The organism is Paenibacillus tepidiphilus, from assembly GCF_008635795.1.
GTDB lineage: Bacteria > Bacillota > Bacilli > Paenibacillales > Paenibacillaceae > Paenibacillus_AQ > Paenibacillus_AQ tepidiphilus.
Genome location: NZ_VWRQ01000004.1, coordinates 92,443 through 114,152, shown reverse-complemented (window position 1 = coordinate 114,152; position 21,710 = coordinate 92,443). Strand labels below are relative to the sequence as shown.

Below are 21,710 nucleotides of genomic sequence, written 5' to 3'. Positions count from 1 at the left end.
AGTACCGGCAGCAAATTACACTAAAGCGACAATTTTGCGGGCACCGTCGGCCATGGAGTCGGCAGCAACAATATTCAGCCCTGAGCCGGCCAGAATTTCCTTGCCGAGCGCCACATTAGTGCCTTCCAGACGGACCACGAGCGGCTTGGTCAAGCCGAGCTGCCGCGCAGCTTCAACTACACCGCTGGCAATGACATCGCAGCGCATGATTCCGCCGAATATATTGACAAAGATCCCACTGACCTTGTCATCGGACAATATGATTTTGAAAGCTTCCGTAACCTTCTCTGTTGTGGCACCGCCGCCGACATCCAGGAAATTGGCCGGTTCGCCGCCATAATATTTAATAATATCCATTGTAGCCATGGCAAGACCGGCACCGTTGACCATACAGCCAATGTTGCCGTCCAGCGCGATATAACTGAGATCGAACTTGGAGGCTTCGATTTCCTTCTCATCCTCTTCATCCAGATCGCGCAATGCCTGAATATCCTTGTGACGGAACAAGGCGTTCGAATCGAAATTGAGCTTCGCATCCAGTGCCATTACGTTACCGTCGCCGGTCACAACAAGCGGATTGATCTCCGCAATAGAGCAATCCTTATCCACAAAAGCCAAATACAGCGCTTGCATGAACTTGACCGCTTTATTGACCAGCTCCGGCGGAATGGCGATGCTATAAGCTAATTTGCGGGCTTGAAAGGTCAGCAGCCCCACAGCCGGATCAATGACTTCCTTAAAAATCTTCTCCGGATGCGTAGCCGCCACTTCTTCAATTTCTGTACCGCCTTCCTCGGAGGCCATCATCACGACCCTTCCCGAAGCACGGTCTACCACCAGGCCAATGTAATATTCCTTGACAATCTGACAGCCTTCCTCAATCAGAAGGCGTTTGATTTCCTTGCCTTCAGGCCCCGTTTGATGCGTCACCAGCGTTTTGCCAAGCAGCTCCGCCGCGTATTCTCTTACTTCATCCAGCGACTTTGCAATCTTGACACCGCCCGCTTTCCCGCGGCCGCCTGCATGAATCTGCGCCTTTACAACCACAACCGGTGTGCTCAGAGATGACGCGGCTTCTACCGCTTCTTCCACTGTGTAAGCTACTTTGCCGTTCGGTACGGCAACGCCGTACTTCTTAAGTACTTCTTTTCCCTGATACTCGTGGATATTCATACCGGAAGCCTCCTAAATGTGGCGGCGGCCGGGGCAGGCTCCCCTAAGCCTTTCCGCTTTCCGTTTTGATTGTCCAAAGCCGGGTCCAGACCGGTGGATGATACAACACCCGGAATCAAGGTGAACACAGGCGCCGGTGCGAACACCCAGCGGCACTGCTCTCACCTGTGACATCTGCCATGTAATAGAGAGTCAATATCTATATTACGTATATGACAGAATGGGAAACCCAGAATATTGTAACATGATTTAAAAACGCTTTCCTCAAAAACTTTCATTATTTGTACACATTTTTTCGCTAAGTTTCATGCCGTAGCGCGAACGGTTTCATTGACATTCATTTTATCTTTTATTTGTTGGAATTGGCGTTGGCTTCATGTACCCGGCCCAGAAGGTCCTTGAACTCTCCCAGCAGACGGAAGAACTCTTCAGGGGACAGAGCCGTTCCTTCCGCCATCTTTGCAGGAATGCAGGCAGCCTCGCTGCGCAGCGCCCAGCCCTTCTCGGTGAGTGAGATCAGGACCTTGCGTTCATCCTGCTGCGAACGTTCGCGCAAAATCAGACCTGCCGCCTGCAGACGCTTGAGGAGCGGAGTAAGTGTGCCGGAGTCCAGGAACAGAGCCTCGCCCAACTCTTTGACGGTGCATTCCTGTCTTTCCCAAAGCACCATCATAACGAGATATTGGGAATAGGTCAGACCAATCTTGTCCAGATGGGGCTGGTAAAGCTTGGTGAACTCGCGGGAACAGGCGTATATCGTAAAACAAAGCTGATTGTCCAGCATCAGTTCCGGTGATGTAGTGGGCTTATGCATTTTATCTTCACCTGCCTCTCGGACATTATTTTATCACAATTCATGCTTAATATCATGTTAATAGCGAAAAATATATTGACTATTATTTTTATTTTGGTAAATTAAATTGTGTACAATGTATTTATAAAAAGAACGGAGCGATTATAATGATGACGATCCAGCAAAAAATGTATGAAACCACAGTAAAAGCGGTGGGCGGCCGCAACGGTTATGTAGAATCCGCTAATCCACAGCTTAACCTGACCATCAGCACCCCACGCGAAATGGGCGGTGCCGGCGGTGACGGCACTAACCCTGAGCAGTTGTTCGCAGCCGGCTATTCCGCCTGCTTCGACAGCGCTCTGAACATGGTTGCCCGGATGGGTAAAGTGAAGATCGAAGGCAGCGAAGTAACAGCAACCGTAAGCTTTGGCAAAGTGGAAGACGGAGGCTTTGGCATCGGCGTCAAGCTGGATGTTCTTGTGAAGGGCGTAGACCACGCCACCGCAGTCCAGCTGGCAGAGGCTGCTCACGGTGCCTGCCCTTACTCCCGAGCTACCCGCGGCAACATCCAGGTAGAAATCAACGTGCTGTAAGCATAACAACTGAAATCACTTAAGAATGCCGCCCGGAACCAGGGCGGCATTCTTATATTCTTATCACATGTTACTCCTACTATATATCACTCTAATCATACTTTGCTCTTTAGGCTCTACATTTGCTCATACTCGTATTCATACCCATACTCACTCCCATACTCGTATTCATACCATACTCACTCTCATTCTCATTTTCACTTTCTCACGTCGTGCATACTCCCACCTTACTCATCTCTGACTCATGCCATCTTCTGATATGCTTTATCATTTGCTTACTCTTCATGCTGAATCTGGCGGTCCAAATTGCGGTACTGTACCGCCTCGGCCAGATGGGCAGAGGAAATATTGGACGACCCGTCCAAATCTGCGATTGTGCGGGCCAGCTTGATAATCCGGTCATGGGCCCGCATGCTGAGTCCAAGACCGTCCAGTACGCCCTGCAGCATACAGGCGCTTTCCGGGCTGAGCGCCGCATATTTGCGGAGCGCTCTGCCGGTCAGCTCGCTGTTCCACGAGATCGGCAGCGCCCGGTAGCGCTGCGTCTGCAGCTCCTGTGCCTTCAGCACCTCAGCGCGCATCTCCGCTGTGGACCGGGATGGTCGCCCGCTGTCCCAATTACTGCTGCGCGGAACAACCACGTGCATATCCATCCGATCCATTAACGGCCCGGAGATCCGCGAACGATAATGAGCAATTCTTGCAGCACTGCACGTGCAGCGTTGCTGTGGACTTCCGCTGCCGAGAAAGCCGCAGCTGCACGGATTCATTGATCCTGCGAGTAAAAATTTGGCTGGATAGGTAAAGGTGGCCCGGGCGCGGCTGATAGTGACGACACCATCCTCCAGCGGCTGGCGCAGCACCTCAAGCACATTCCGGGAGAACTCCGGCAGCTCATCGAGGAACAGAATACCCCGGTGGGCTAAGCTGACTTCGCCCGGCTTGGGGATGCCGCCCCCGCCAATAAGTCCCGCCCCGGAGACCGTGTGGTGCGGTGAACGGAACGGACGGCTGCGCAGCAAGCCGCTGCGGGCGTCCTTCAGCTTGCCGGCAGCGCTGAAGATTTGTGTCACCTCCAGCGCCTCGCTGTCGCTTAGCGGCGGCAGGATGCCCGGCAGCCGCTTGATGAGCATCGTCTTTCCCGTCCCTGGCGGACCGACCAGGACGATATTATGCATGCCGGCGGCGGCAATCGTCAACGCCCGCTTCACATGGTCCTGACCCAGCACATCGCTGTAATCCTCCAGCAATAAATGCCCGGCAGCTTCAGTAGGATCATCGGCTGCTGCCGGCCTGTATAACAAGTGCTCCAGACTCAGCACTTCCACCGGTGCCCGGTCATGCATGGCCGATCCGGTACTTACGGTTACCGGAAAAGGCAGCGCGTCCGTACCGGCTGATCCTGTCCTTGACGTCAGGGTGTTCGCTGCATCGCCAGTTGTCTTTCTGTCTGCATCATGCTTCGCGGGCAGTATGAACTTCTCCCGAGCTACACCCTCCTGAGGAAGCTCATATAAATGGTTAGCCGCATAGACCGTCATTTCGCGGATAAGCGCAGCTTCAGGCGCATTGCCTTTCGGCACCAGCACCTTACGGAATCCGGCACGTCGTGCGGCTTCCACCATCGGAAGGACCCCGGTTACCGGCCGCAGGCTTCCATCCAGCGCCAGCTCTCCGATCAGCAGCATGTCCCGGGCTGCAGGCATGATAAGCTGCCCGCTGGTCGTCAGTATCCCGAGGGCTATTGCCAGATCAAAGGCCGAGCCCTCCTTCCGCAGGTCAGCGGGGGCGAGATTTATCGTCACCCGCTGCTGCGGATAACGGAAGCCGCAGTTCTTGACTGCCGCACGCACCCGTTCTACGGCTTCGCGGATAGCGGAATCCGGGAGACCGATTATATTCGTCTGCGGGAGTCCGTTGGCTAAATCCACCTCCACCCCGATCATGACCCCTTCTATTCCGTACAAGCAGGCACTATGCAATTTTCCATACATAAAAAAACACCTCTTCCTGAGAAATACGCCGGGCTATCCGGGCGCTCATTCAAGAAAAAGGTGCTTCCTTATTTCCGATTATTCTTTTATCCACAGTATACGCTCTTCGCCGGACCGGCGGCAAGCCGTCTTCAGCAGTCACCCTTAGGAGCCGTCTTCTTTAGCGGTCACCTGATCCCTGATTTGTCCAAATGCCAGCGGACGGTATTCCCAGTGTTCGACACAAACATTGAAATGCTGAAGGCCTTCGTATTTCTGTCCATGAATATGTCCGTGCACATTGACGTAAGGCATATGCCTGTTCATATACATCGGCTCATGGGAAAGAAAGAAGAAGTCTTTATAAATGAGGGGATACTCACTGACTTCGTCAAAGCCCGCCTCCAGCCACCAGGCACGCCCCCGCCCCCGGTCATGATTGCCCAGAATCAATATTTTGTAGCCATGCAGTGCGTTTACGATGCTGCGGGTCTCCTCCAGATTGCGGAACGAGAAATCACCCAGGTGAAACACGGTATCTTCAGCATTCACGACCGAATTCCAGACCGTCGTCATACTGCGGTCCATTTCCGCCACACCCGCAAACGGGCGGGATTCAAAATCTATGATATGACGATGGCCAAAATGGTGATCAGAGGTAAAGAATACGTTTGACATCACGATCCTCTTCTTTCCATGAGTCTTGTGTCTCTGCACAAGTGCGAATTTCAATACTCAAACCGTATTTCATGTGCTTTTATGCAAAAAAACGCATCATTTGTCCCAGTTCCGCTTGCCGTTGCGCTCATTACCGTCCATCTGAATCAGCTCTGCAAGCGGAGGTGTTTCTTCATGCTCAATCAGCCAGCTGCGCATCTCCTTGATCGCTTCGACCTGACCGTTTCCTTTATCCCGCCATGTCAGCAGTTCAATGACCCGGATTACCAGTGAAAGCAGACTGCTGTTGTTGCGCTGGTTTTGTTCAGCCCTTATTTTCTGGAACAGCGCTTCGCTTTCCCAATCAATTAATATCTCTTCGGCGATATTCGGCCGCATGACGGTAAAGCTCTTGCCGCAGTGACTGCAGCGGACGACAGACATCGGTTCTCCGCCCAAGTCTACATCGAGGCTATGCTCACAATGCTGGCAGGCAAAGGAGATGTGTATGTGAGATATTGGTTTACTCATAGCGGACAACCCCCTCCCGGTGGCATTCAAAGTTACAATTATGTATACCCATTTCCCTCAAGAAATGACCCAGGGATGGTGTCATAGTCGAATCATGACTTGATTTCCGCTAAAAGGCTTCACGGATATGATGCAGAGCCGCGATGCTCAAATCCTCATGAAGCAGGACTGTCACCACATCAAATGTAACCTGCCGGTCCGCGTGGCGCTGCTGATGCAAATAAATTGCTGCGGCTTGACGGACACGGCGGATTTTGCGCGCGTCCACCGATTCTTCAGGGGTACCCGGCAGCGGATTGCTGCCACGGCTGCGGACTTCCACTATTACAAGTCTCCCTGCAAGCTCGGCAACAATATCGAGCTCACCGCTGCGGCAGCGCCAGTTCCGTTCCAGAATGGCGTAGCCCCGTGAAGCCAGATAAAGGGCGGCGGCATCTTCGGCCGCGGTTCCTTTTTGCTTACGGCTGTACCGCTCGCGCCCCGGCTCCATCACATTGGCCTTTGCGCTGCAGAGCGGTCGCTCTGATACACATAGCTCAAGATCTCAGCCACAAGCTGATACAGCTCCGGGGGAATTTGCTGGTCGAGGTCCAGCTTGGACAGCACTTCCACAAGAGCCGCATCTTCCTGAACAGCCACTCCGTTCTCTTTGGCTTTCTGTAAAATGGCCTCCGCCACCGCACCCTGGCCCTTCGCTACCACAACCGGAGCCTCGGATTGGCCGGGGGTGTACTTCAGCGCCACTGCTTTTTTGCGGTGCAGCGCAGTTTCCTGATCAGTCTCTTTCATATCCGGTAATCGACTCCTTTATAGGCATCCGGCACAAAGTCAGCCAGCTTGCCCGGTGCAGCTGCACCGGAGGATGCAGTGACGCTGCGCTCAGGAAGCGGCTCTGTCCGTAAGCCAGACAACTGGTAGCCGATAGATTCAATCGCCCCCTGGATATCATCCCGCCGCGCTTCCAGCAATTCAAGCACCCAAGGGGTATCATTATGCAGCTTCAGGCTGACGATACGGTCTACCACCTGCACATCGACCAGCGTCTGGCCCAGCTGCCGCATGTCCAGATCGAACCAGAGCCGGCAGTTCGCCGGGTCGAGCTCGCCTTTGCGGCCGCGCCGCGACTGGATATGGACAGAAGCGGTCTCCTGCCCGTCCGCACCTCTCAGCGGCAGGAACATCGTGACCTGCGCGAACGGCGCCGTGCGGTCGGTATTGAGCAGCAGCTGCTGTCCCGTCAGCTGCTGCACGAGCTGCCCCGCGGCTTCCTTGACCGCGGGAGGCACATCCGCGGCGCCCAGCACCTGCAGCAGCACGCCTTTCAGCGTGTCTGCCGCCTCCGCCTGGGCGCCCGTCCCCTGCAGCGCCGCCTGCGGCAGCGCTGCTTCGCGCGTCCCCGCGGCCGCCGCTGCCGCCGCGGACCGCAGCTGCGCGGCCGGCTCGCCGCCGCCGCGCACGGCCTGCTGCTCGTGCTCCGCACCGAGCAGCTTCAGCACCCGCCCCACCCAAGGCTCCGCCTCCTGGGTGGGCGCGGTGCCCTGCGCCGCCGCAGCGGGCGCAGGGGGAGTAGCTTCGCCCGCTGCGCCGGCGGCGGGCGAAGCTTCGGCGAGCTGCGGCAACGTGCCGCGCAGCTCGGCCAGCACGCCCTGCAGGCGCTGCTGCAGGGCGGCCGGTCCCGCCGGCACCGGCTGCGCGGCCGGCGTGTCCGCAGGCGCCTGCCCGCCCGGCGCCGCTGCGCTGGTCAACCCCTGGCCCGCCGCAGGAGCGGGCTTGCCGGCTCCTGCCGTTCCGCCTTCTCCCGCAGCCGCTTGCGGCGTTCCTGCAGGCCCTGCCGCTCCTTGCTGTGTCCCGGCTGAGCCTTCTGCTCGCCCTGTCGCTCCTAGCTGCGTCCCGGCGGAGCCTTCCGCTCGCCCTGCCGCTCCTTGCTGCGTCCCGGCGGAGCCTTCCGCTCGCCCTGCTGCTCCCTGCTGGCTGCCGTCGAGTCCTTTACCTTGCGGCGCTACAGCTTCGCTTCTTCCTGCAGCAGGCTGCGGATTAGCCGCAGCTTCATCCGCACTTCCTGATGCAGCCTGCTGCAGGTTACCGGACAGTGTCTCTGCCTTTCCGGCAGCAGTCTGCTGCAACTCTCCAGGTGCAGCACTTCCACCGGCAAGCGTCGCCGGATTCGCGCCAGGCAGTCCGGCCTTGCCGGAACCGGCCTGCGGTAACCCCTCCGCTGCCTCCGTTTGCCCGACTGCTGCCTGTGCGGCGGGAGCCGCTTCTCCCGCAGAACCTGTGGCTGCAGGAGCTGCGGCGCCTGTCAATCCAGGCCGGACAGCGGAGACGTCCGGTCCGGCATCCGCTCCGTGCACGCCAGCTGCGGAAGCAGCCAGCGTCGACGGAGCCGATGCCGAAGCCTGCATTCCCGCTGTTCCGCCGCTCCCTGGCACTGAAGCGGAAGGAGTTGCTGCACCGCTCCCCTTCGCCGATTGTTCCGCCCAGAGCCGCAGCTCATTCTCCAGATTGGCCAGCAAATCATGCAGCTTTGGACCGAACACGGCTTGATGAATGCCTTTGATGCTTTCGGAAGTCACCGGAAGGCCGCGCTTCAGCGAGATTGCCGCCGACTCCAGCCATTCCCCGTCGGGAACGCCCTGCGGCTTCGTGCCCATAACCGCATCCAGCTTAGCGGCAGTCTCCTTGTCCAGCGGCAATCCTGCTGACAGTATGGCTTGGATGATTTCCCGCCCGGCCTTGGACTGGCTCAAGCCAAGCGACTCAAGGGCTTCGCCCATGCTCTGGGGCGACGCCAGGAGCGCCGTCTCGGCGGGTACCGGCTTCAGAACAGGCAGCCCGTTCTCTCCGGGCGGGGCGACCTGCAGCGCCAAGACTTGTCCCGGCGTCAGCGGTGTCTCCAGCTCTGCCCGTACCGGTGTGCCTTGAATCTGCACCACCGCTTCTCTGCCCGACTCCGAGACACTGAGCACCGTGCCGCGGACAACCTGGCCTTCCTTCAGCTCGGCGGTCTTCATCTCGCCGGGTCGGCTGTCGCCCAATAAACCGCGTACTAGCGATCCGATGTTCATTTGTCTCCCCTCCTTCCACAGCTAATTACTACTTATTATATCGGCTATCCGGGTCATTTTATGAAAGCCCTGATGCCCAGAGCTAGACCGGGTCCAGCTTAGAACAAGGTCATCTGGTCCGCCATAATCCGGCCGATAAAGCTGCGCCGGTGCATCGGAGTCGGTCCCAGTGACAACAGCTGTTCCCGGTGCAGCTTGGTGGCATAGCCTTTATGTATTTTGATCCCGTAATCCGGGTACAGCTCTTCCCATTCCCCTTCACATAGGCGGTCGCGTGTCACTTTGGCGACAATGGAAGCGGCAGCAATGGACTGGCTGTTCGCATCGCCTTTAATAATCGCACGCTGCGGCTGCGGCAGATCCACCTTCTCCGCATCAATCAGCATGTAATCCGGAACCTCTCCGAGCCCCTCCACCGCCAGCTTCATAGCCAGCCTCGAAGCCTGCTTGATATTGATTTCATCAATCATGGCGGCATCCACCTGGCCTACACTGACCGCCAGCGCCTGCTCCATAATCTGCGCAAACAGCGCCTCCCGCTTCTTGGCCGTCAGCTTCTTGGAGTCGTCCACCCCTTCAATGATGAGTCCTTCAGGCAGGATCACCGCTGCCGCCACCACATCGCCGAACAGACAGCCCCGGCCTACTTCATCCACACCGGCAATTCTGCGGTAGGATTGCTCCCAGATTTCTTTTTCATGAACCAGCATATCTATTGTACTCACCTATTATTCACCATCCATAACTTCATCGGTCTCTCTTTCTCCCAGCTTATCATAGGAAAGGATACCGGTCATCCCCGCCGTCCTGCAATTTCACGCAAAAAGCCACCCAATTCATGGATGGCTTGCTTAACCTTGTGTATAGTTATAGCTTGCTATGTGTTATGGCATTTCCAGCGTATAAGACCCCAGCTTGCCGGCACGGAGTTCGTGCAGCAGCGTACGTGAGGCTTTCTCCAGATCGACCCTGCCGCCGCTGATCAGACAGCCGCGTTTGCGGCCGACCGCCTCCAATACTGCAACAATATCGTCCGGATTATCCGTATCCGCCGCCGGAAGCTTCTCGATGCCGAAGCGCTCACTGAAGCGTTCGCTGTAATCCCGCAGTAAATATTTTACCGCAAAAAAGGCGATGTCCTCGACATTCAGAATCTCTTCCTTGATCGCACCCGTCACTGCCAGCCGATATCCGACTTCCTGGTCCTCGAACTTCGGCCAGAGAATGCCCGGTGTATCCAGCAGCTCCAGATTGCCACCGGTCTTGATCCATTGCTGGCCCTTCGTCACACCCGGACGGTCTCCGGTTGCGGCAATGTTTCTGCCGGCCATCTTATTGATCAGCGTTGATTTGCCGACATTGGGGATGCCGACAATCAGGGCCCGCATCGGACGCGGGTTCATACCCTTGGCGATCTGACGCTCCAGCTTCTCCTTCAGCAGCGTCTTCACCTGCTCAGGAATCTCCTTCACGCCTTTGCCGGTGGATGCATCGACCGGATGAGCCACAAAGCCCTGCTCCTTGAAATGAGCCAGCCACTTGCGCGTCGCTTCCGGATCGGCCAAATCCGCTTTGTTAAGTATAATCAGCTTCGGCTTGTCCCGCAAAATATCGTCGATCATCGGATTGCGGCTGGAAAGCGGCAGACGTGCGTCAATCAATTCGATTGCCACATCAATCAGCTTCAGTTTGTCCTCGATCTGCCGTCTGGCCTTCGTCATATGACCGGGAAACCATTGGATGGTCATAGCCGTCACCTCCTTCGACTGCTTACTTCATTTAGTGATTAACAATGGAAATATCCTTTACCGGCCAAAAGATCAGATCCGCCCGGCCGACAATATCATCCAGCGGTACATAGCCGATCATCCGGCTGTCTGTACTGTCCGAACGGTTGTCGCCCATCACGAATACGTGGCCTTCGGGTACCGTGCCGTCAGGGAATTCTTCATTAGGGAAATCCTTGTTGTTGTACAGGGCATTGTTCTGATGGGCGGCGTCAATGGCGCCCTGGATATAGGTCTCGTTGACGGGCTGGCCGTTGACTGTAACGACATCCCCTTCTACTTTCACCGTATCCCCGGCTACGCCGATCACCCGTTTGATGAAATCTCTGCCTTCGGACGGTACATGGAAGACAATGACCTCGCCGCGCTGCGGTGAACGGATATCATACAAAATTTCGTTGACAATAACCCGCTCTCCGGTATGGAAAGTAGGCTTCATGGAAGGCCCGTCCACTATAAACGGTTTAAAGAGCAGCCACCGGATCAGGATCACCAATACCAGCGCAATCACGATCGCTTTAATCCATTCCATCGCTTCATTCTTAGGCTTCTTGACGTTATCACCGTCCGGCTCCACAACGTCGTTCCGGCCTTGTTGAAAATCCTGCTGCATAGTTTCACCTTCCTCTCTTTATGCTATACAGTTAGCCCGGAAATGCTTATATTTTGAAAATAACCCCACAAAGTGGGGCCTTCTCATATGACATGCTTTGAAAATATAATATGCTAAAGAAAGCATCCTGCTGATGATTTCTCTGTATTCAAGAAAGAACGAAAGGGGCTTGCACCCAAGCCCCTCCCCTTTGCCGAAATTAACGGCGGATTTCTTTAATTCTGGCAGCTTTACCGCGCAGTTCACGCAGATAGTACAGCTTGGCACGACGAACTTTACCGCGGCGAGCCACTTCGATCTTCTCGATCTTAGGCGAGTTGATTGGGAAAGTTCTTTCCACACCAACGCCGTAAGAGATTTTGCGAACAGTGAAAGTTTCACTGATTCCGCCACCGCGACGTTTGATTACAACGCCTTCGAACAGCTGGATACGCTCACGAGTTCCTTCAATAACCTTTACATGCACCTTCAGTGTATCGCCAGGACGAAAACTTGGGATATCTTTACGAAGCTGCTCTTGTGTAATTGCTTGCAGGATATTCATTTAGGACTTCCTCCTTCCGTACGGGCGTTCATACATCTTCCAAAGAGCCTTGCTCTTCATCATTATCCGCAGAGGACCGCCGTATTCAACACAACAGAATTAATATTATCACAAGTGTCGGGTAAATTCAATATACTTATTTTATTTTTACAAAGGGAGCAAATCGCGTTTCTTCGCCTGGTCCTGGCAATTCTTGCATAGTCCGACGATAGTTCCATTGTCCTGTGCATAAAAGATAAGCTTCCCGTTCTTCTTCTTGCATGAAGAGCATACCTGCTCTGCAGCCTCCCGTTTGGCTTTACGGTGACTTTCCATGGATATTACATTGCCCGCCGTTCTCGTCTCCGGCTGCGCAGGCTTGCGCATACGTCCGCGATAGGCGGCATATCCCGCAGTAACGATCAACAGTATCACTACACCCACTGCATACTGCATATGCCTCATCCGCTCCCTTGACCAGCGTATTATCGGTATTCCTGCGCTTATTTTAGCATAAACAACAACTGAATTACAGCAGCCGCCCTCCCTGGACTATGGTCCAGTGCGGCAACCGGGCCGTGGTCCGTTTTCCATATAAATTCCAGGGGATATACTTGTATACACATACATAGAACTGAAAGAAACATACGGGAGGAACGGGAATCATGTACAATAAACATAAAGTGACAGCGCTTGCTGCAGTCTGCGTATTATCGGCCGTTATGCTGGCGGGATGCCGCGAGCTTCCGCATAAGGAAGCCGTCGATAATCAGTTTCAGGAGCGCCTGTCCGGATTCTTCGGCGAACTGCAACCGGAAGGCCTGTCACCAGAGATCAACGGAGATCTCGAAGAGGCAGGCGCAACCATGACGGATACTGCTCACGAGCTGGGAGATCAGCTTGGTGTCACTGGGGAGTAATAGCGGCAAAGCAGTAACTGTGGAATAGGGCCCGGCAAATAAATGGACACTCCGATCTCAGCTTTAACTAACGTTAAAATCATATATGTATCAAAAAAGTGGGCTCCCTTTTTCATAGGGCAGCCCACTTTTTCGTCCGCCAGAAATTTAGATCAGCGCAATGGCCAGCAGAGTGAACAGGCTCAGCGTCAAAATTTCACTGCCGTAGCCGTAATATCCGCCGTAATAGTTGCCGGGATAGAATGCTGAGGTCTTCACTTTCCCGTTACCCTTGGTCCGTAAATAGACATTGTTGTTATCCACATCGACAACTACACCCTCATACCGCTTGCCATCCTTGGTCAGAATGCGGACCCGTTTGTTTTTGCAGTGCAAACAGTTGTAATAGGCTTCCACCAGAGAACTCCTCCTCACCTCGTGTTGGTGTATTGTATGAATACCGGGATAAGCGGGCAACGGCTAAGGTACAGATTGGGGAGCTGTGAAAAGATTAACTTGTGAACAATATGTGACTTTTACAAGAACAAGGTTTATAATATGCATTATAAGAAGGAAACGCTTACGGTCTTGTCCATTAAGCTTCATATGATAAGAAGGAGGCAACAATCATGAGTGCAGTTGAACGAACCTTTATTAATGAAGGCATTCTGCGCGTCGCTATCTTTTTCATGCTGGCTTCGCTGACTTATTCGGTCCGCAATTACGTGTGGGCCATCGTGGTGCTGGGGATTTTTGCAGTATATGCGCTTGTTACCGGTGTAGTGATGATGAAGAAACATACACAGGAGACCAAGCAAGGATCTTAGAGCCCGCACAGTCTAATATGGGATACCAAACAAAGAACCGCTGCTTACGGAAGATCTTCCGTGTGCAGCGGTTCTTTGTTTGGATCGGAGTAGCGGGATTCGAACCCACGACCTCACCCACCCCAAGGGTGCGCGCTACCAGACTGCGCTATACCCCGACGAATATGTAAGATGTAACCAGAAATGGCGCTTCCATAATTATACGGCCAAAGGCGGTTTTTTGGCAAGGGGAATGCGCTTACTTTTTGGATAGCGGCTGCTTCTCCGATTCTCCTATTTATTTTGAAATATTCCTAAAATTTTATAGATTTCTCATTAGAGCTGTGTTATACTTTGGGCACAAGGAAAGGAGGTGCGTTCACATCAATAATGACATGCTGAACGTATCCCTTACCCGGACCAACCGCTAATTGACAGCATTGGTGGCGCGGGATACGGATCACGAGCTTCACAAGCGCCTCGGGTAGAAAGACCGTCTTCGGACGGTCTTTTTTATTGGCTATCCTTTATATATTATTGCCGAGCAGACGTATGATCTCGCCGTCTATTGCCTCTTCACTAATCTTCTGGAATCCGAGCGACGCATACAGCTGATCCGCAATCTGATTGTCCGGACGGTGTCCGACCATGATTCTTCGGCATTGTAATCTACTCATGGTTTCAAGCAGCCTTTGCATTGCCGCCTTGCCGTAACCCTTGCCTTGATGCTCATCATCAATCATCAGAGCCTGAATCCAGCAGTTACCATCCTCGTCCGGCTTCGCACAAAATACGATAAACCCCACCAGAATGTCGCCCGAATACACGGCCCGCAATTCAAACGCTTCAACAAATCTGGATTCTGCAATCCAGTACACGACAGGCGCAGGAAAAACAGCCAGCTGCTCCGGCTTAACCTTAAGCTGTGTACATTCATACCAGTTTTCAGCCGACACCGGCCTTAATGCTATGCTCATCCTTTCGTTCCTCCCAAATGTCTCATTTGCAGAGGAATCGTTCCTCTGCGGTTATCTGCCAAGCCAGCAAACTCCACCTGTGCGCTCAATATTTTTCATACAACATCACTCCTTTCGGGAATACCAGCTTTAACTACGATATTCGCCTGCGGCTTCCGCTTATCCTTCTCTTTTTCCAAAAACAAGAGGACAACGAATGCGGATTCGCTGTCCTCTTGTCCGGGCTATTCTGTTTGCCGATTGGCTATAGTACCTGCTGTCCAGGCTCTTGTCATAATTATTGGTTACGATTTGCGGTTCGTATAAAAATCAATAATATCGTTTACGGTACGGAGCGGCTCCGCTTCCTTGCGGACAGTGTCCGCGTTCTGCTTGAGTTCTTCATGCGTATTCGCAGTCACTTGCTTTCATTCCTTTCAGATTATAGCTTGGTGTGTTTAAGCTGCATTGCTTATCTCGGCGCCTCTATTTATTACCCAGCCCACAGGAAAGCAACGCACATTTGCTCGTATTTTTGTGAAGATTTTGTGCCTACCTCTATGTTATCGGTTATTTTGTTTAATTTTTAAATATTATTCGCCATTCATTCACTCCCTCGGAAGCAATCCTGAGCATAACGACAAAAAAAGCCTTCTCAACATAATCTACGTTAAAAAGACGCTCCAAATGCCTTATAAATTTGACGGATTAGTTCCACTCGCTACAAGGGATCGCTCCTGGGTTACTAAAGCCTCCATCCTATAAAAATGCAACAGAAAACCCGCGCTGGGCGCGGGCTCTTAAAGGGCTATGTTCTTGTCCACCATTTTTCGCCTAGTTAATCCTGCCGCTTCAAGCGGTCAATCGCCTGCCGGTCCTTCGCCGTCAGCTCCGCCGTATCCAGCAGATCCGGACGCCGCTCCAGCGTACGCTGGAGCGCCTGCTCCCGCCGCCACTGCTCGATATTGGCATGATGCCCGCTGAGCAGGATGTCCGGCACCTTCCAGCCGCGAAACTCCACAGGGCGCGTATAATGCGGGTATTCCAGCAGCCCGGTGCTGAAGGAATCCGTCACTGCAGAGGTTTCATTGCCGAGTGCCCCCGGCTGCAGCCGCACGACCGAGTCAATAACCGTCAGCGCTGGCAGTTCTCCCCCAGTCAGAACATAATCTCCGATGGACAGCTCATCGGTCACGAGATGCTCGCGAATCCGCTCGTCATAGCCTTCGTAATGGCCGCAGATGAAGATCAGATGCTGCTCCTGGGCCAGTTCTTCGGCAATGCGCTGATTGTAGGTCCGTCCCTGCGGACACATCAGGATGATTCGCGGCTTCACAGAAGCTGGCGATGCGTTGTCAGTTGCATGGTCCGGGGACACAAGGGGCTCCTGCAGCTGCATTTCCTCTGCCTCGCCAGGAGCGGCTTCCTGTCCCGCCAGCCCCAGCACATGCTCCACCGCAGCAAAGATCGGGTCCGGCTTCAGCACCATGCCTCCACCGCCGCCGTAAGGCGTGTCATCGACGCTGCCATGCTTGTTGCCCGAGAAATCGCGGAAATTCACCGCATTCAGACTAACAATCCCTTTATCGCGGGCTTTGCCGAGGATACTTGTGCCGAACACCCCTTCGCACATCTCCGGGAAGAGCGTCAGCACGTCGATCCGCATCATGGCAGCAGCCCTTCCATCAGACGGACCGTTACTTTTTGTTCAGCAATATCGACGTTCAGCACGACATCCTTGATGACCGGAATCAGAATCTCCGAGCCCTTGGAGGGCTTCACGACCCAGACATCATTGGCGCCGGGCTGCAGAATATCAGTGATTTGGCCCAGCGGCTGGTCTGGCTGGTCTTCCGTATATACCGTGCAGCCCACAATCTGATGGAAGTAATATTCGTCTTCGGACAGCTCAACCAGATCATCACCCGGCACCTTCAGCAGACTGCCTTTATATTTCTCGATCTGATTGATATCTGTGATTCCTTTGAGCTTAACGATAAAGGTTCCCTTATGCTCTCTGGCGGCTTCCACCTCTACCTCGACCTTGGTTCCGCCGTCCTGCGGCTCGATCAGCAGCTTGCTTCCGGCCGCAAAGCGCACTTCCGGAAAATCGGTGCGCGACACCACCTTGATCTCGCCGCGGATGCCATGCGTATTCACCAGCTTGCCTACGGTCAACTCTTGCGCCATAATGTCCTCTCCCTTCAATTGTCCCCATACAGGCTCGGGTAATTGCTCTTCTTATATATTTCAACAAAAAGGAGCCGGGATATACTATCCCTGGCCCCTTCCTGAACGCATCCATTAAGATAAAATATCTACGGTAACGCGCTTATCATTCTTGACTGCTGCCGATGTGACTACTGTACGGAGCGCTTTGGCGATCCGCCCCTGCTTGCCGATGACCTTACCGACATCATCTGGATGAACGGAGAGCTCATACACAATCAAGTGATCCTTCTCCACAGTCCGTACCGCCACATCCTCGGGATGATCCACTAAAGCCTTAGCAATAACGCCAACTAATTCTTCCATAGAGGACCCTCGCAATCAGTCATTATTTCTGTTGCTTCAGCTCATGGAACTTCTTCATCACGCCTGCTTTGGAAAGCAGATTGCGGACGGTATCGGATGCTTGCGCACCGGTTTGAAGCCATTTCAGAGCTTTTTCCTCATCGATCTTCACAACTGCTGGTTGCTCAATCGGGTTATAATAACCGATTTCCTCGATGAAACGTCCGTCACGAGGGGACCGGGAATCGGAAACCACTACGCGGTAGAAAGGCGCTTTATGCGCACCCATCTTTTTCAAACGAATACGTACTGCCACTTGATTCACCTCCTTATAAAAGTATTAGAAAACAGGAAAGCTTTATTAAAACCTTTTGCCATCCCACCCAAACCCTCCCTTCCTAAGGGAGGGCCCCAAGGGCTGCCGCCCTCTGGACACCCGCTAAGTGCAACTAGCGAAGGAGCTTGGGGAAGCGGGACCTTGCGACGAGTGGTGGTAAGAGCGCTTGCCGTCCCTTACGGGACCCGCTTAACTGCGGCGGTATATTGCTACTGCAATAACAAAAGCTAAAACCTAAGGTCAAAGGCTTGCTTGATCTTCTGATGTTGTACAATGTCAGATCTTAACGGAACGGGAACTTCATGCCCTTGCCGCCGAGATTCTTCAGCTGCTTCATGGCATTCTTCTTGCCGCCCTTGCCCATGCCGCCCATCATGCCGGAGAACTGCTTCATCACCTTGCGCATTTCATCGAACTGCTTGATGAGCCGGTTAACCTCGGCGACGGACGTTCCGCTGCCGGCGGCGATGCGCTTGCGGCGGTTATGGTTGATAATCTCGGGCTGGGCTTTCTCTGCTTTCGTCATTGAATGCACGATGGCTTCGACGCGGCCCATCTGCTTGTCATCCACCTTCAGGTCCTTCATGCCCTTGGCCTTGCCCATGCCAGGCAGCATATCAAGGATCTGGTCCAGCGGACCGAGCTTCTTCACCTGGTCCATCTGCTCCAGGAAATCGTCGAAGGTGAACTCGGCGTTGCGCATCTTGCGCTCCATTTCCTTGGCCTTATCGGCGTCGATGTTCGCCTGTGCCTTCTCGATCAGGGAGAGCATGTCGCCCATGCCGAGAATCCGCGATGCCATCCGCTCCGGATGGAACGGCTCCAGCGCGTCGATCTTCTCGCCCAGAGCGGCGAACTTGATCGGGCAGCCGGTGACAGCCTTGACGGACAGCGCGGCGCCGCCGCGGGTATCGCCGTCGAGCTTGGTCAGTACAACCCCGGTCAGCTCCAGCTGCTTATTGAAGCTGTCGGCCACGTTGACCGCATCCTGACCGGTCATGGCATCGACAACGAGCAGCACTTCGTCAGGGCTGACAGTGGTATGAATCTGCTTCAGCTCTTCCATCAGCTGCTCATCAATATGCAGCCGGCCGGCGGTATCGATAATTACATAATCCAGATTGTTGTCCTTCGCGTGCTGGACAGCCTGTCTGGCGATCTCAACCGGACTGGTCTGGTCTCCCAAGGAGAACACAGGCACTTTAATCTGTTCGCCGAGAATCTGCAGCTGCTTGATTGCCGCCGGGCGATAAATATCCGCCGCTACCAGCAGCGGGCGGTGGTTGCCCTTCTGCAGCAGCTTGGCCAGCTTGCCGGAAGTTGTTGTCTTACCGGCGCCCTGCAGACCGGCCATCATAATGACGGTCGGCGGCTTGTTCGCCTTGGCCAGCTTTGCCTGGCTGCCGCCCATCAGCTCGGTCATTTCCTTGTTGACTATATCAATGATGACCATGCCGGGAGTGAAGCTGTCCATCACTTCTTTGCCGATGGACTTCTCTTTCACCTTGGACACGAAGTCCTTGACGACTTTGAAGTTAACGTCGGCTTCCAGAAGCGCCAGCCGCACTTCGCGCATGGCTTCGTTGACATCATCTTCGGAGACCTTGCCCTTGCCGCGCAGCTTGCTGAACACATTCTGCAGCCGGCCGGTTAAGCCTTCAAATGCCATATCGGGTTCTCCCTTCCGTTACTCTAACCTCTGCAATGCATCCACAATTTCCGTAAAACGCTCATTGTATTCATCGGGCGACTTCCCGTTGCCGGGCAGTCCGCGGAGCTCTTCCAGGTATCGGCTGCGGCTCTCATGCTTGCTGAGCAATCCGAGCTTCTCCTCGTAATTCTCCAGTACCTGCTCCGCCCGTTTAATATGTTCGTAGACAGCCTGACGGCTGATTTCAAATTCCGCAGCGATCTCTCCCAGGGAGAAATCATCGTGGAAATAATATTTAAGGAAGGTTTGCTGCTTATCCGTTAACAGACGCTCATAGAAAGCGAACAGCAAATTAATCCGGTTGGTCTTCTCGAGCCGATCTTCCTGACTCATTAAGGGCACTCCCTTCGTCAAGGAAAAACACTTTACAGCCTCACAACGTCCCTTATCATACCTAAAACAAAGAAAGATGTCAAGCACTTTTACTTGTCATCTTTCTCTGTGGGATCAAATATAGTTGTAAGGCAGCTTCTCTGCCCCTAACGGATCGGCAGCAAGTAGATTAGCACCGCGAAAAAGTGGGTCACACTGCCTGCCAGAACGAACATATGCCAGACGGCATGATGGAACGGGAACCCCCGCCAGACATAGAAGATGGTACCAAGCGTATACAGGAGACCTCCTGCAACAAGCAGCGTCATCCCCCCGCTGGCCACGACGGCTGCAAGCGGGCTCCAGGCAATGACGATCAGCCAGCCCATGGCGATGTAGAAGATCGTCGACATGAACAGGAATCTTTTGACGAAGAAGGCCTTGAACAAGACCCCGAACAGGGCAATGCCCCAAATGATTCCGAACAGGCTCCAGCCGAGCGGTCCCCGGATCGCCACCAGCAGAAACGGCGTGTACGTACCGGCAATGAACAGATAGATCGAGGAATGATCGAAAAATTCAAATAAATCCTTCCATTTGCCTTCCTTGAGGCTGTGCACCAGCGTTGAATTCAAGTACAGCAGCAGCATGGTCGTTCCGTAAATCGAGAAACTGACCACATGCCATGCGGTCCCTTCCAGACTGGCATAAACAACGAGCAGGACCAGCGCGGCGATGCTCAGCACCGTACCGATTCCATGCGTAATGGCATTTGCGACCTCTTCGCGGCGGCTGTAAGTATGCGTGTTGGCCATAACAAAATCCTTCCATTTCGGTTTTCTTCTATTATATCCTGTTCTGCGTACCGGAATCCAGCCACCAGGCCGGGTTCAATTCTTACAACTTATATAACTCCTTGTATTTGCTCTCCAGATAATCGGCCAGATAATCCGGATTCAGCGGCTCGCCTGTAACCTGCTCAATGATCTGGGAAGGCGTCAGGCTGGCGCCGTGGCGGTATATCTTCCCGGTCAGCCACTCCTTGATCGGCAGCAGGTTGCCTTCGGCAATCAGGCTATCGAATTCGGGCAACTCCTTGCGCAGTGTGTTGACGATTTGCGCCGCATACATATTTCCCAGGGAGTAGGAGGCAAAATAACCGAAATCGCCGCCCGACCAGTGCACATCCTGCAGGACGCCGAGCGCATTCGTCGGAGGGGTGATGCCCAGATATTCCTGGTACTTAGCGTTCCATATCTTCGGCAGATCCTTGACTTCAAGGCCTTCATTAAAAATCTGCTTCTCAATCTCATAGCGCACGATAATGTGCAAATTGTAGGTCAGCTCATCCGCTTCAATACGGATAAAGGAATTGGCTACGCTGTTGATCGCCCGGTAGAAATCCTCCAGCTCCACGTTCGCCAGGTGATCGGGGAAATGCTGCTGCAAATCGCCGTAGTAGCGTTCCCAGAAGGAACGGCTGCGGCCGATAAAGTTCTCCCACAGGCGCGACTGCGATTCATGGATGCCCATCGAGGTCCCTTGCGCCAGCGACGTGCCTACGAACTCCTTGCTGATATTCTGCTCATACAGCGCGTGGCCGCCTTCATGCAGCGAGCTGAAGATCGAGCTGGTCACATTGTCGAGCAAATAGTTGGTCGTAATGCGCACATCACCCGGATTCAGCCCGATAGCGAACGGATGCACACTTTCATCCAGCCGTCCCGCTTCAAAGTCATAGCCCATCTGCTCCAGCAAAAAGAGGGCGAATTTCTCCTGCTGCTCCTTGGCATAAATTTCACTCAGGAAGCCGGTGTCCGGCTTATCCGGCGAAGCGTTGATCGCTTCCACCAGCGGTACGAGGCGGCTGCGCAGACGTCCGAACAGCTCGTCCACCTTATCCGTGGTTAAATCGGGCTCGTACATGTCCAGCAGCGTATCGTACCGGCTGTCCTTCACGCCCCAATAGTCGATAAATTTCTGCTTCAGCTCCACGATCTTGGTCAGATACGGCTCAAAGGAAGCAAAATCATCGTTATTTTTGGCCTCTTCCCAGATCGTCTGCGCCGTCGCCGAGAGTACGGAGTACTCCTCGAACAGTTCAGGCGGAATCTGGTTGCTGCGCTCATATTCCTTGCGGGAGTCGGCAACCAGCTTATTCTCCGCGGCAGACAGCTGATTCATCACCGCCGGCCGGCTGAAGAATTCTACAAATTCGCCCATTTGCGGCGAGGTCTGCAGCTTGAAGGCTTCGGTACTCAATGTACCGATGGTAGCGGAGCGCATTTCCACTCCTTTGCGCGGCGCGCCGGTCCGCAGATCCCAGTGCATGAGTGAGGCCGCTTCGCTAAAGGCCTGAATTTTGCCCAGCAGTGCCTTGAAATTCTCCCATTGTTCCCGGACTGATTGTTCCATGGGGGTTCACCCGCTTTCTATGTTTTAGCTGCTCCTCTTGATGATACTT

26 protein-coding genes and 1 tRNA gene are annotated in these 21,710 nt (G+C 54.0%); 3 read left to right on the top strand and 24 right to left on the bottom strand.

Annotation, left to right across the window (positions count from 1 at the left end; all coding sequences use genetic code 11):
• Positions 1-15: 15 nt before the first annotated feature.
• Positions 16-1,173, bottom strand: a complete 1,158-nt coding sequence (gene sucC / locus F1379_RS06480; protein ID WP_150267627.1) for an ADP-forming succinate--CoA ligase subunit beta — start codon at positions 1,171-1,173, stop codon at positions 16-18.
• Positions 1,174-1,522: 349 nt separating this feature from the next.
• Positions 1,523-1,987, bottom strand: coding sequence for a MarR family winged helix-turn-helix transcriptional regulator (locus tag F1379_RS06475; protein WP_150267625.1), 465 nt, complete (start codon positions 1,985-1,987; stop codon positions 1,523-1,525).
• 146 nt (positions 1,988-2,133) lie between these two features.
• Between F1379_RS06475 and F1379_RS06470 the strand changes: the two genes are divergently transcribed.
• The gene (locus tag F1379_RS06470) at positions 2,134-2,562 is read left to right on the top strand and encodes an organic hydroperoxide resistance protein (protein WP_150267622.1); all 429 of its coding nucleotides are present in this window, start codon (positions 2,134-2,136) and stop codon (positions 2,560-2,562) included.
• 275 nt (positions 2,563-2,837) lie between these two features.
• Here the strand turns inward: F1379_RS06470 and F1379_RS06465 are convergent, their stop codons facing one another.
• From F1379_RS06465 to F1379_RS06415, 11 genes are all read right to left on the bottom strand, one after another.
• Positions 2,838-4,556 (bottom strand): YifB family Mg chelatase-like AAA ATPase, encoded by a 1,719-nt coding sequence (locus F1379_RS06465; protein WP_150267620.1) that lies wholly within the window; start codon positions 4,554-4,556, stop codon positions 2,838-2,840.
• Positions 4,557-4,700: 144 nt separating this feature from the next.
• Complete coding sequence (locus tag F1379_RS06460; RefSeq protein WP_150267617.1) at positions 4,701-5,213, bottom strand: metallophosphoesterase; 513 nt, start codon at positions 5,211-5,213, stop codon at positions 4,701-4,703.
• Positions 5,214-5,309: 96 nt separating this feature from the next.
• A complete protein-coding gene (locus F1379_RS06455) occupies positions 5,310-5,723 on the bottom strand; it encodes a hypothetical protein (RefSeq protein WP_150267613.1) in 414 nt (137 codons plus the stop codon).
• Between the two features lie 109 nt (positions 5,724-5,832).
• A complete protein-coding gene (locus tag F1379_RS06450) occupies positions 5,833-6,213 on the bottom strand; it encodes a YraN family protein (RefSeq protein ID WP_150267611.1) in 381 nt (126 codons plus the stop codon).
• The gene (locus F1379_RS06445; RefSeq protein WP_150267609.1) at positions 6,213-6,512 is read right to left on the bottom strand and encodes an EscU/YscU/HrcU family type III secretion system export apparatus switch protein; all 300 of its coding nucleotides are present in this window, start codon (positions 6,510-6,512) and stop codon (positions 6,213-6,215) included. Before F1379_RS06445 ends, F1379_RS06450 begins: the two co-directional genes overlap by 1 nt.
• Positions 6,509-8,788, bottom strand: coding sequence for a ribosomal eL19 family protein (locus tag F1379_RS06440; protein ID WP_150267607.1), 2,280 nt, complete (start codon positions 8,786-8,788; stop codon positions 6,509-6,511). Before F1379_RS06440 ends, F1379_RS06445 begins: the two co-directional genes overlap by 4 nt.
• A gap of 98 nt (positions 8,789-8,886) precedes the next feature.
• The gene (locus tag F1379_RS06435; RefSeq protein ID WP_150268126.1) at positions 8,887-9,498 is read right to left on the bottom strand and encodes a ribonuclease HII; all 612 of its coding nucleotides are present in this window, start codon (positions 9,496-9,498) and stop codon (positions 8,887-8,889) included.
• Between the two features lie 174 nt (positions 9,499-9,672).
• On the bottom strand, positions 9,673-10,536 hold the full coding sequence (gene ylqF / locus F1379_RS06430; RefSeq protein ID WP_150267604.1) for a ribosome biogenesis GTPase YlqF: 864 nt from the start codon (positions 10,534-10,536) through the stop codon (positions 9,673-9,675).
• 31 nt (positions 10,537-10,567) lie between these two features.
• A complete protein-coding gene (gene lepB / locus F1379_RS06425) occupies positions 10,568-11,188 on the bottom strand; it encodes a signal peptidase I (protein ID WP_150267602.1) in 621 nt (206 codons plus the stop codon).
• Positions 11,189-11,387: 199 nt separating this feature from the next.
• Positions 11,388-11,732 (bottom strand): 50S ribosomal protein L19, encoded by a 345-nt coding sequence (gene rplS / locus F1379_RS06420; RefSeq protein ID WP_042128973.1) that lies wholly within the window; start codon positions 11,730-11,732, stop codon positions 11,388-11,390.
• 147 nt (positions 11,733-11,879) lie between these two features.
• Positions 11,880-12,167: a hypothetical protein gene (locus F1379_RS06415; RefSeq protein WP_150267600.1), complete on the bottom strand. Its 288-nt coding sequence runs from the start codon at positions 12,165-12,167 to the stop codon at positions 11,880-11,882.
• 209 nt (positions 12,168-12,376) lie between these two features.
• Here F1379_RS06415 and F1379_RS06410 point away from each other — a divergent pair, with 209 nt between their 5' ends.
• Positions 12,377-12,631, top strand: coding sequence for a hypothetical protein (locus F1379_RS06410; protein WP_150267598.1), 255 nt, complete (start codon positions 12,377-12,379; stop codon positions 12,629-12,631).
• A 147-nt stretch (positions 12,632-12,778) separates the two neighbouring features.
• On the opposite strand, the gene F1379_RS06405 is transcribed toward F1379_RS06410, so the two are convergent.
• Positions 12,779-13,027: a hypothetical protein gene (locus tag F1379_RS06405; RefSeq protein WP_150267596.1), complete on the bottom strand. Its 249-nt coding sequence runs from the start codon at positions 13,025-13,027 to the stop codon at positions 12,779-12,781.
• 212 nt (positions 13,028-13,239) lie between these two features.
• Here F1379_RS06405 and F1379_RS06400 point away from each other — a divergent pair, with 212 nt between their 5' ends.
• On the top strand, positions 13,240-13,437 hold the full coding sequence (locus tag F1379_RS06400) for a hypothetical protein (RefSeq protein ID WP_150267594.1): 198 nt from the start codon (positions 13,240-13,242) through the stop codon (positions 13,435-13,437).
• A gap of 80 nt (positions 13,438-13,517) precedes the next feature.
• Here F1379_RS06400 and F1379_RS06395 read toward each other — a convergent pair.
• The 10 genes from F1379_RS06395 to F1379_RS06350 all read right to left on the bottom strand — a co-directional run bounded on the left by F1379_RS06395 (position 13,518) and on the right by F1379_RS06350 (position 21,661).
• Positions 13,518-13,596 (bottom strand) — tRNA-Pro (locus F1379_RS06395).
• A 347-nt stretch (positions 13,597-13,943) separates the two neighbouring features.
• The gene (locus tag F1379_RS06390; RefSeq protein WP_150267592.1) at positions 13,944-14,393 is read right to left on the bottom strand and encodes a GNAT family N-acetyltransferase; all 450 of its coding nucleotides are present in this window, start codon (positions 14,391-14,393) and stop codon (positions 13,944-13,946) included.
• Between the two features lie 817 nt (positions 14,394-15,210).
• On the bottom strand, positions 15,211-16,038 hold the full coding sequence (gene trmD / locus F1379_RS06385; protein WP_150268124.1) for a tRNA (guanosine(37)-N1)-methyltransferase TrmD: 828 nt from the start codon (positions 16,036-16,038) through the stop codon (positions 15,211-15,213).
• The gene (gene rimM, locus F1379_RS06380) at positions 16,038-16,562 is read right to left on the bottom strand and encodes a ribosome maturation factor RimM (protein WP_150267590.1); all 525 of its coding nucleotides are present in this window, start codon (positions 16,560-16,562) and stop codon (positions 16,038-16,040) included. The genes trmD and rimM overlap by 1 nt, the downstream gene beginning before the upstream one ends.
• 114 nt (positions 16,563-16,676) lie before the next feature.
• The gene (locus tag F1379_RS06375) at positions 16,677-16,907 is read right to left on the bottom strand and encodes a KH domain-containing protein (RefSeq protein ID WP_150267588.1); all 231 of its coding nucleotides are present in this window, start codon (positions 16,905-16,907) and stop codon (positions 16,677-16,679) included.
• Between the two features lie 22 nt (positions 16,908-16,929).
• Positions 16,930-17,202 carry a 30S ribosomal protein S16 gene (gene rpsP, locus F1379_RS06370; protein ID WP_150267586.1) on the bottom strand — a complete coding sequence of 91 codons (273 nt, stop codon included), beginning with the start codon at positions 17,200-17,202 and terminating at the stop codon, positions 16,930-16,932.
• 304 nt (positions 17,203-17,506) lie between these two features.
• Complete coding sequence (ffh, locus tag F1379_RS06365; RefSeq protein ID WP_150267584.1) at positions 17,507-18,892, bottom strand: signal recognition particle protein; 1,386 nt, start codon at positions 18,890-18,892, stop codon at positions 17,507-17,509.
• 18 nt (positions 18,893-18,910) lie between these two features.
• Positions 18,911-19,267: a putative DNA-binding protein gene (locus tag F1379_RS06360; RefSeq protein ID WP_150267582.1), complete on the bottom strand. Its 357-nt coding sequence runs from the start codon at positions 19,265-19,267 to the stop codon at positions 18,911-18,913.
• 146 nt (positions 19,268-19,413) lie between these two features.
• Positions 19,414-20,061, bottom strand: a complete 648-nt coding sequence (trhA, locus tag F1379_RS06355; RefSeq protein ID WP_150267580.1) for a PAQR family membrane homeostasis protein TrhA — start codon at positions 20,059-20,061, stop codon at positions 19,414-19,416.
• A gap of 82 nt (positions 20,062-20,143) precedes the next feature.
• Entirely contained in the window at positions 20,144-21,661 is a 1,518-nt protein-coding gene (locus tag F1379_RS06350) for a carboxypeptidase M32 (protein ID WP_150267577.1), read from the bottom strand.
• Positions 21,662-21,710 lie beyond the last annotated feature (49 nt).

Coding starts and splice junctions, on each gene's coding strand:
- sucC (WP_150267627.1), bottom strand. CDS start 1,173: ATGAATATCCACGAGTATCAGGGAAAAGAAGTACTTAAGAAGTACGGC.
- F1379_RS06475 (WP_150267625.1), bottom strand. CDS start 1,987: ATGCATAAGCCCACTACATCACCGGAACTGATGCTGGACAATCAGCTT.
- F1379_RS06470 (WP_150267622.1), top strand. CDS start 2,134: ATGATGACGATCCAGCAAAAAATGTATGAAACCACAGTAAAAGCGGTG.
- F1379_RS06465 (WP_150267620.1), bottom strand. CDS start 4,556: ATGTATGGAAAATTGCATAGTGCCTGCTTGTACGGAATAGAAGGGGTC.
- F1379_RS06460 (WP_150267617.1), bottom strand. CDS start 5,213: ATGTCAAACGTATTCTTTACCTCTGATCACCATTTTGGCCATCGTCAT.
- F1379_RS06455 (WP_150267613.1), bottom strand. CDS start 5,723: ATGAGTAAACCAATATCTCACATACACATCTCCTTTGCCTGCCAGCAT.
- F1379_RS06450 (WP_150267611.1), bottom strand. CDS start 6,213: ATGGAGCCGGGGCGCGAGCGGTACAGCCGTAAGCAAAAAGGAACCGCG.
- F1379_RS06445 (WP_150267609.1), bottom strand. CDS start 6,512: ATGAAAGAGACTGATCAGGAAACTGCGCTGCACCGCAAAAAAGCAGTG.
- F1379_RS06440 (WP_150267607.1), bottom strand. CDS start 8,788: ATGAACATCGGATCGCTAGTACGCGGTTTATTGGGCGACAGCCGACCC.
- F1379_RS06435 (WP_150268126.1), bottom strand. CDS start 9,498: ATGCTGGTTCATGAAAAAGAAATCTGGGAGCAATCCTACCGCAGAATT.
- ylqF (WP_150267604.1), bottom strand. CDS start 10,536: ATGACCATCCAATGGTTTCCCGGTCATATGACGAAGGCCAGACGGCAG.
- lepB (WP_150267602.1), bottom strand. CDS start 11,188: ATGCAGCAGGATTTTCAACAAGGCCGGAACGACGTTGTGGAGCCGGAC.
- rplS (WP_042128973.1), bottom strand. CDS start 11,732: ATGAATATCCTGCAAGCAATTACACAAGAGCAGCTTCGTAAAGATATC.
- F1379_RS06415 (WP_150267600.1), bottom strand. CDS start 12,167: ATGCAGTATGCAGTGGGTGTAGTGATACTGTTGATCGTTACTGCGGGA.
- F1379_RS06410 (WP_150267598.1), top strand. CDS start 12,377: ATGTACAATAAACATAAAGTGACAGCGCTTGCTGCAGTCTGCGTATTA.
- F1379_RS06400 (WP_150267594.1), top strand. CDS start 13,240: ATGAGTGCAGTTGAACGAACCTTTATTAATGAAGGCATTCTGCGCGTC.
- F1379_RS06390 (WP_150267592.1), bottom strand. CDS start 14,393: ATGAGCATAGCATTAAGGCCGGTGTCGGCTGAAAACTGGTATGAATGT.
- trmD (WP_150268124.1), bottom strand. CDS start 16,038: ATGCGGATCGACGTGCTGACGCTCTTCCCGGAGATGTGCGAAGGGGTG.
- rimM (WP_150267590.1), bottom strand. CDS start 16,562: ATGGCGCAAGAGTTGACCGTAGGCAAGCTGGTGAATACGCATGGCATC.
- F1379_RS06375 (WP_150267588.1), bottom strand. CDS start 16,907: ATGGAAGAATTAGTTGGCGTTATTGCTAAGGCTTTAGTGGATCATCCC.
- ffh (WP_150267584.1), bottom strand. CDS start 18,892: ATGGCATTTGAAGGCTTAACCGGCCGGCTGCAGAATGTGTTCAGCAAG.
- F1379_RS06360 (WP_150267582.1), bottom strand. CDS start 19,267: ATGAGTCAGGAAGATCGGCTCGAGAAGACCAACCGGATTAATTTGCTG.
- trhA (WP_150267580.1), bottom strand. CDS start 20,061: ATGGCCAACACGCATACTTACAGCCGCCGCGAAGAGGTCGCAAATGCC.
- F1379_RS06350 (WP_150267577.1), bottom strand. CDS start 21,661: ATGGAACAATCAGTCCGGGAACAATGGGAGAATTTCAAGGCACTGCTG.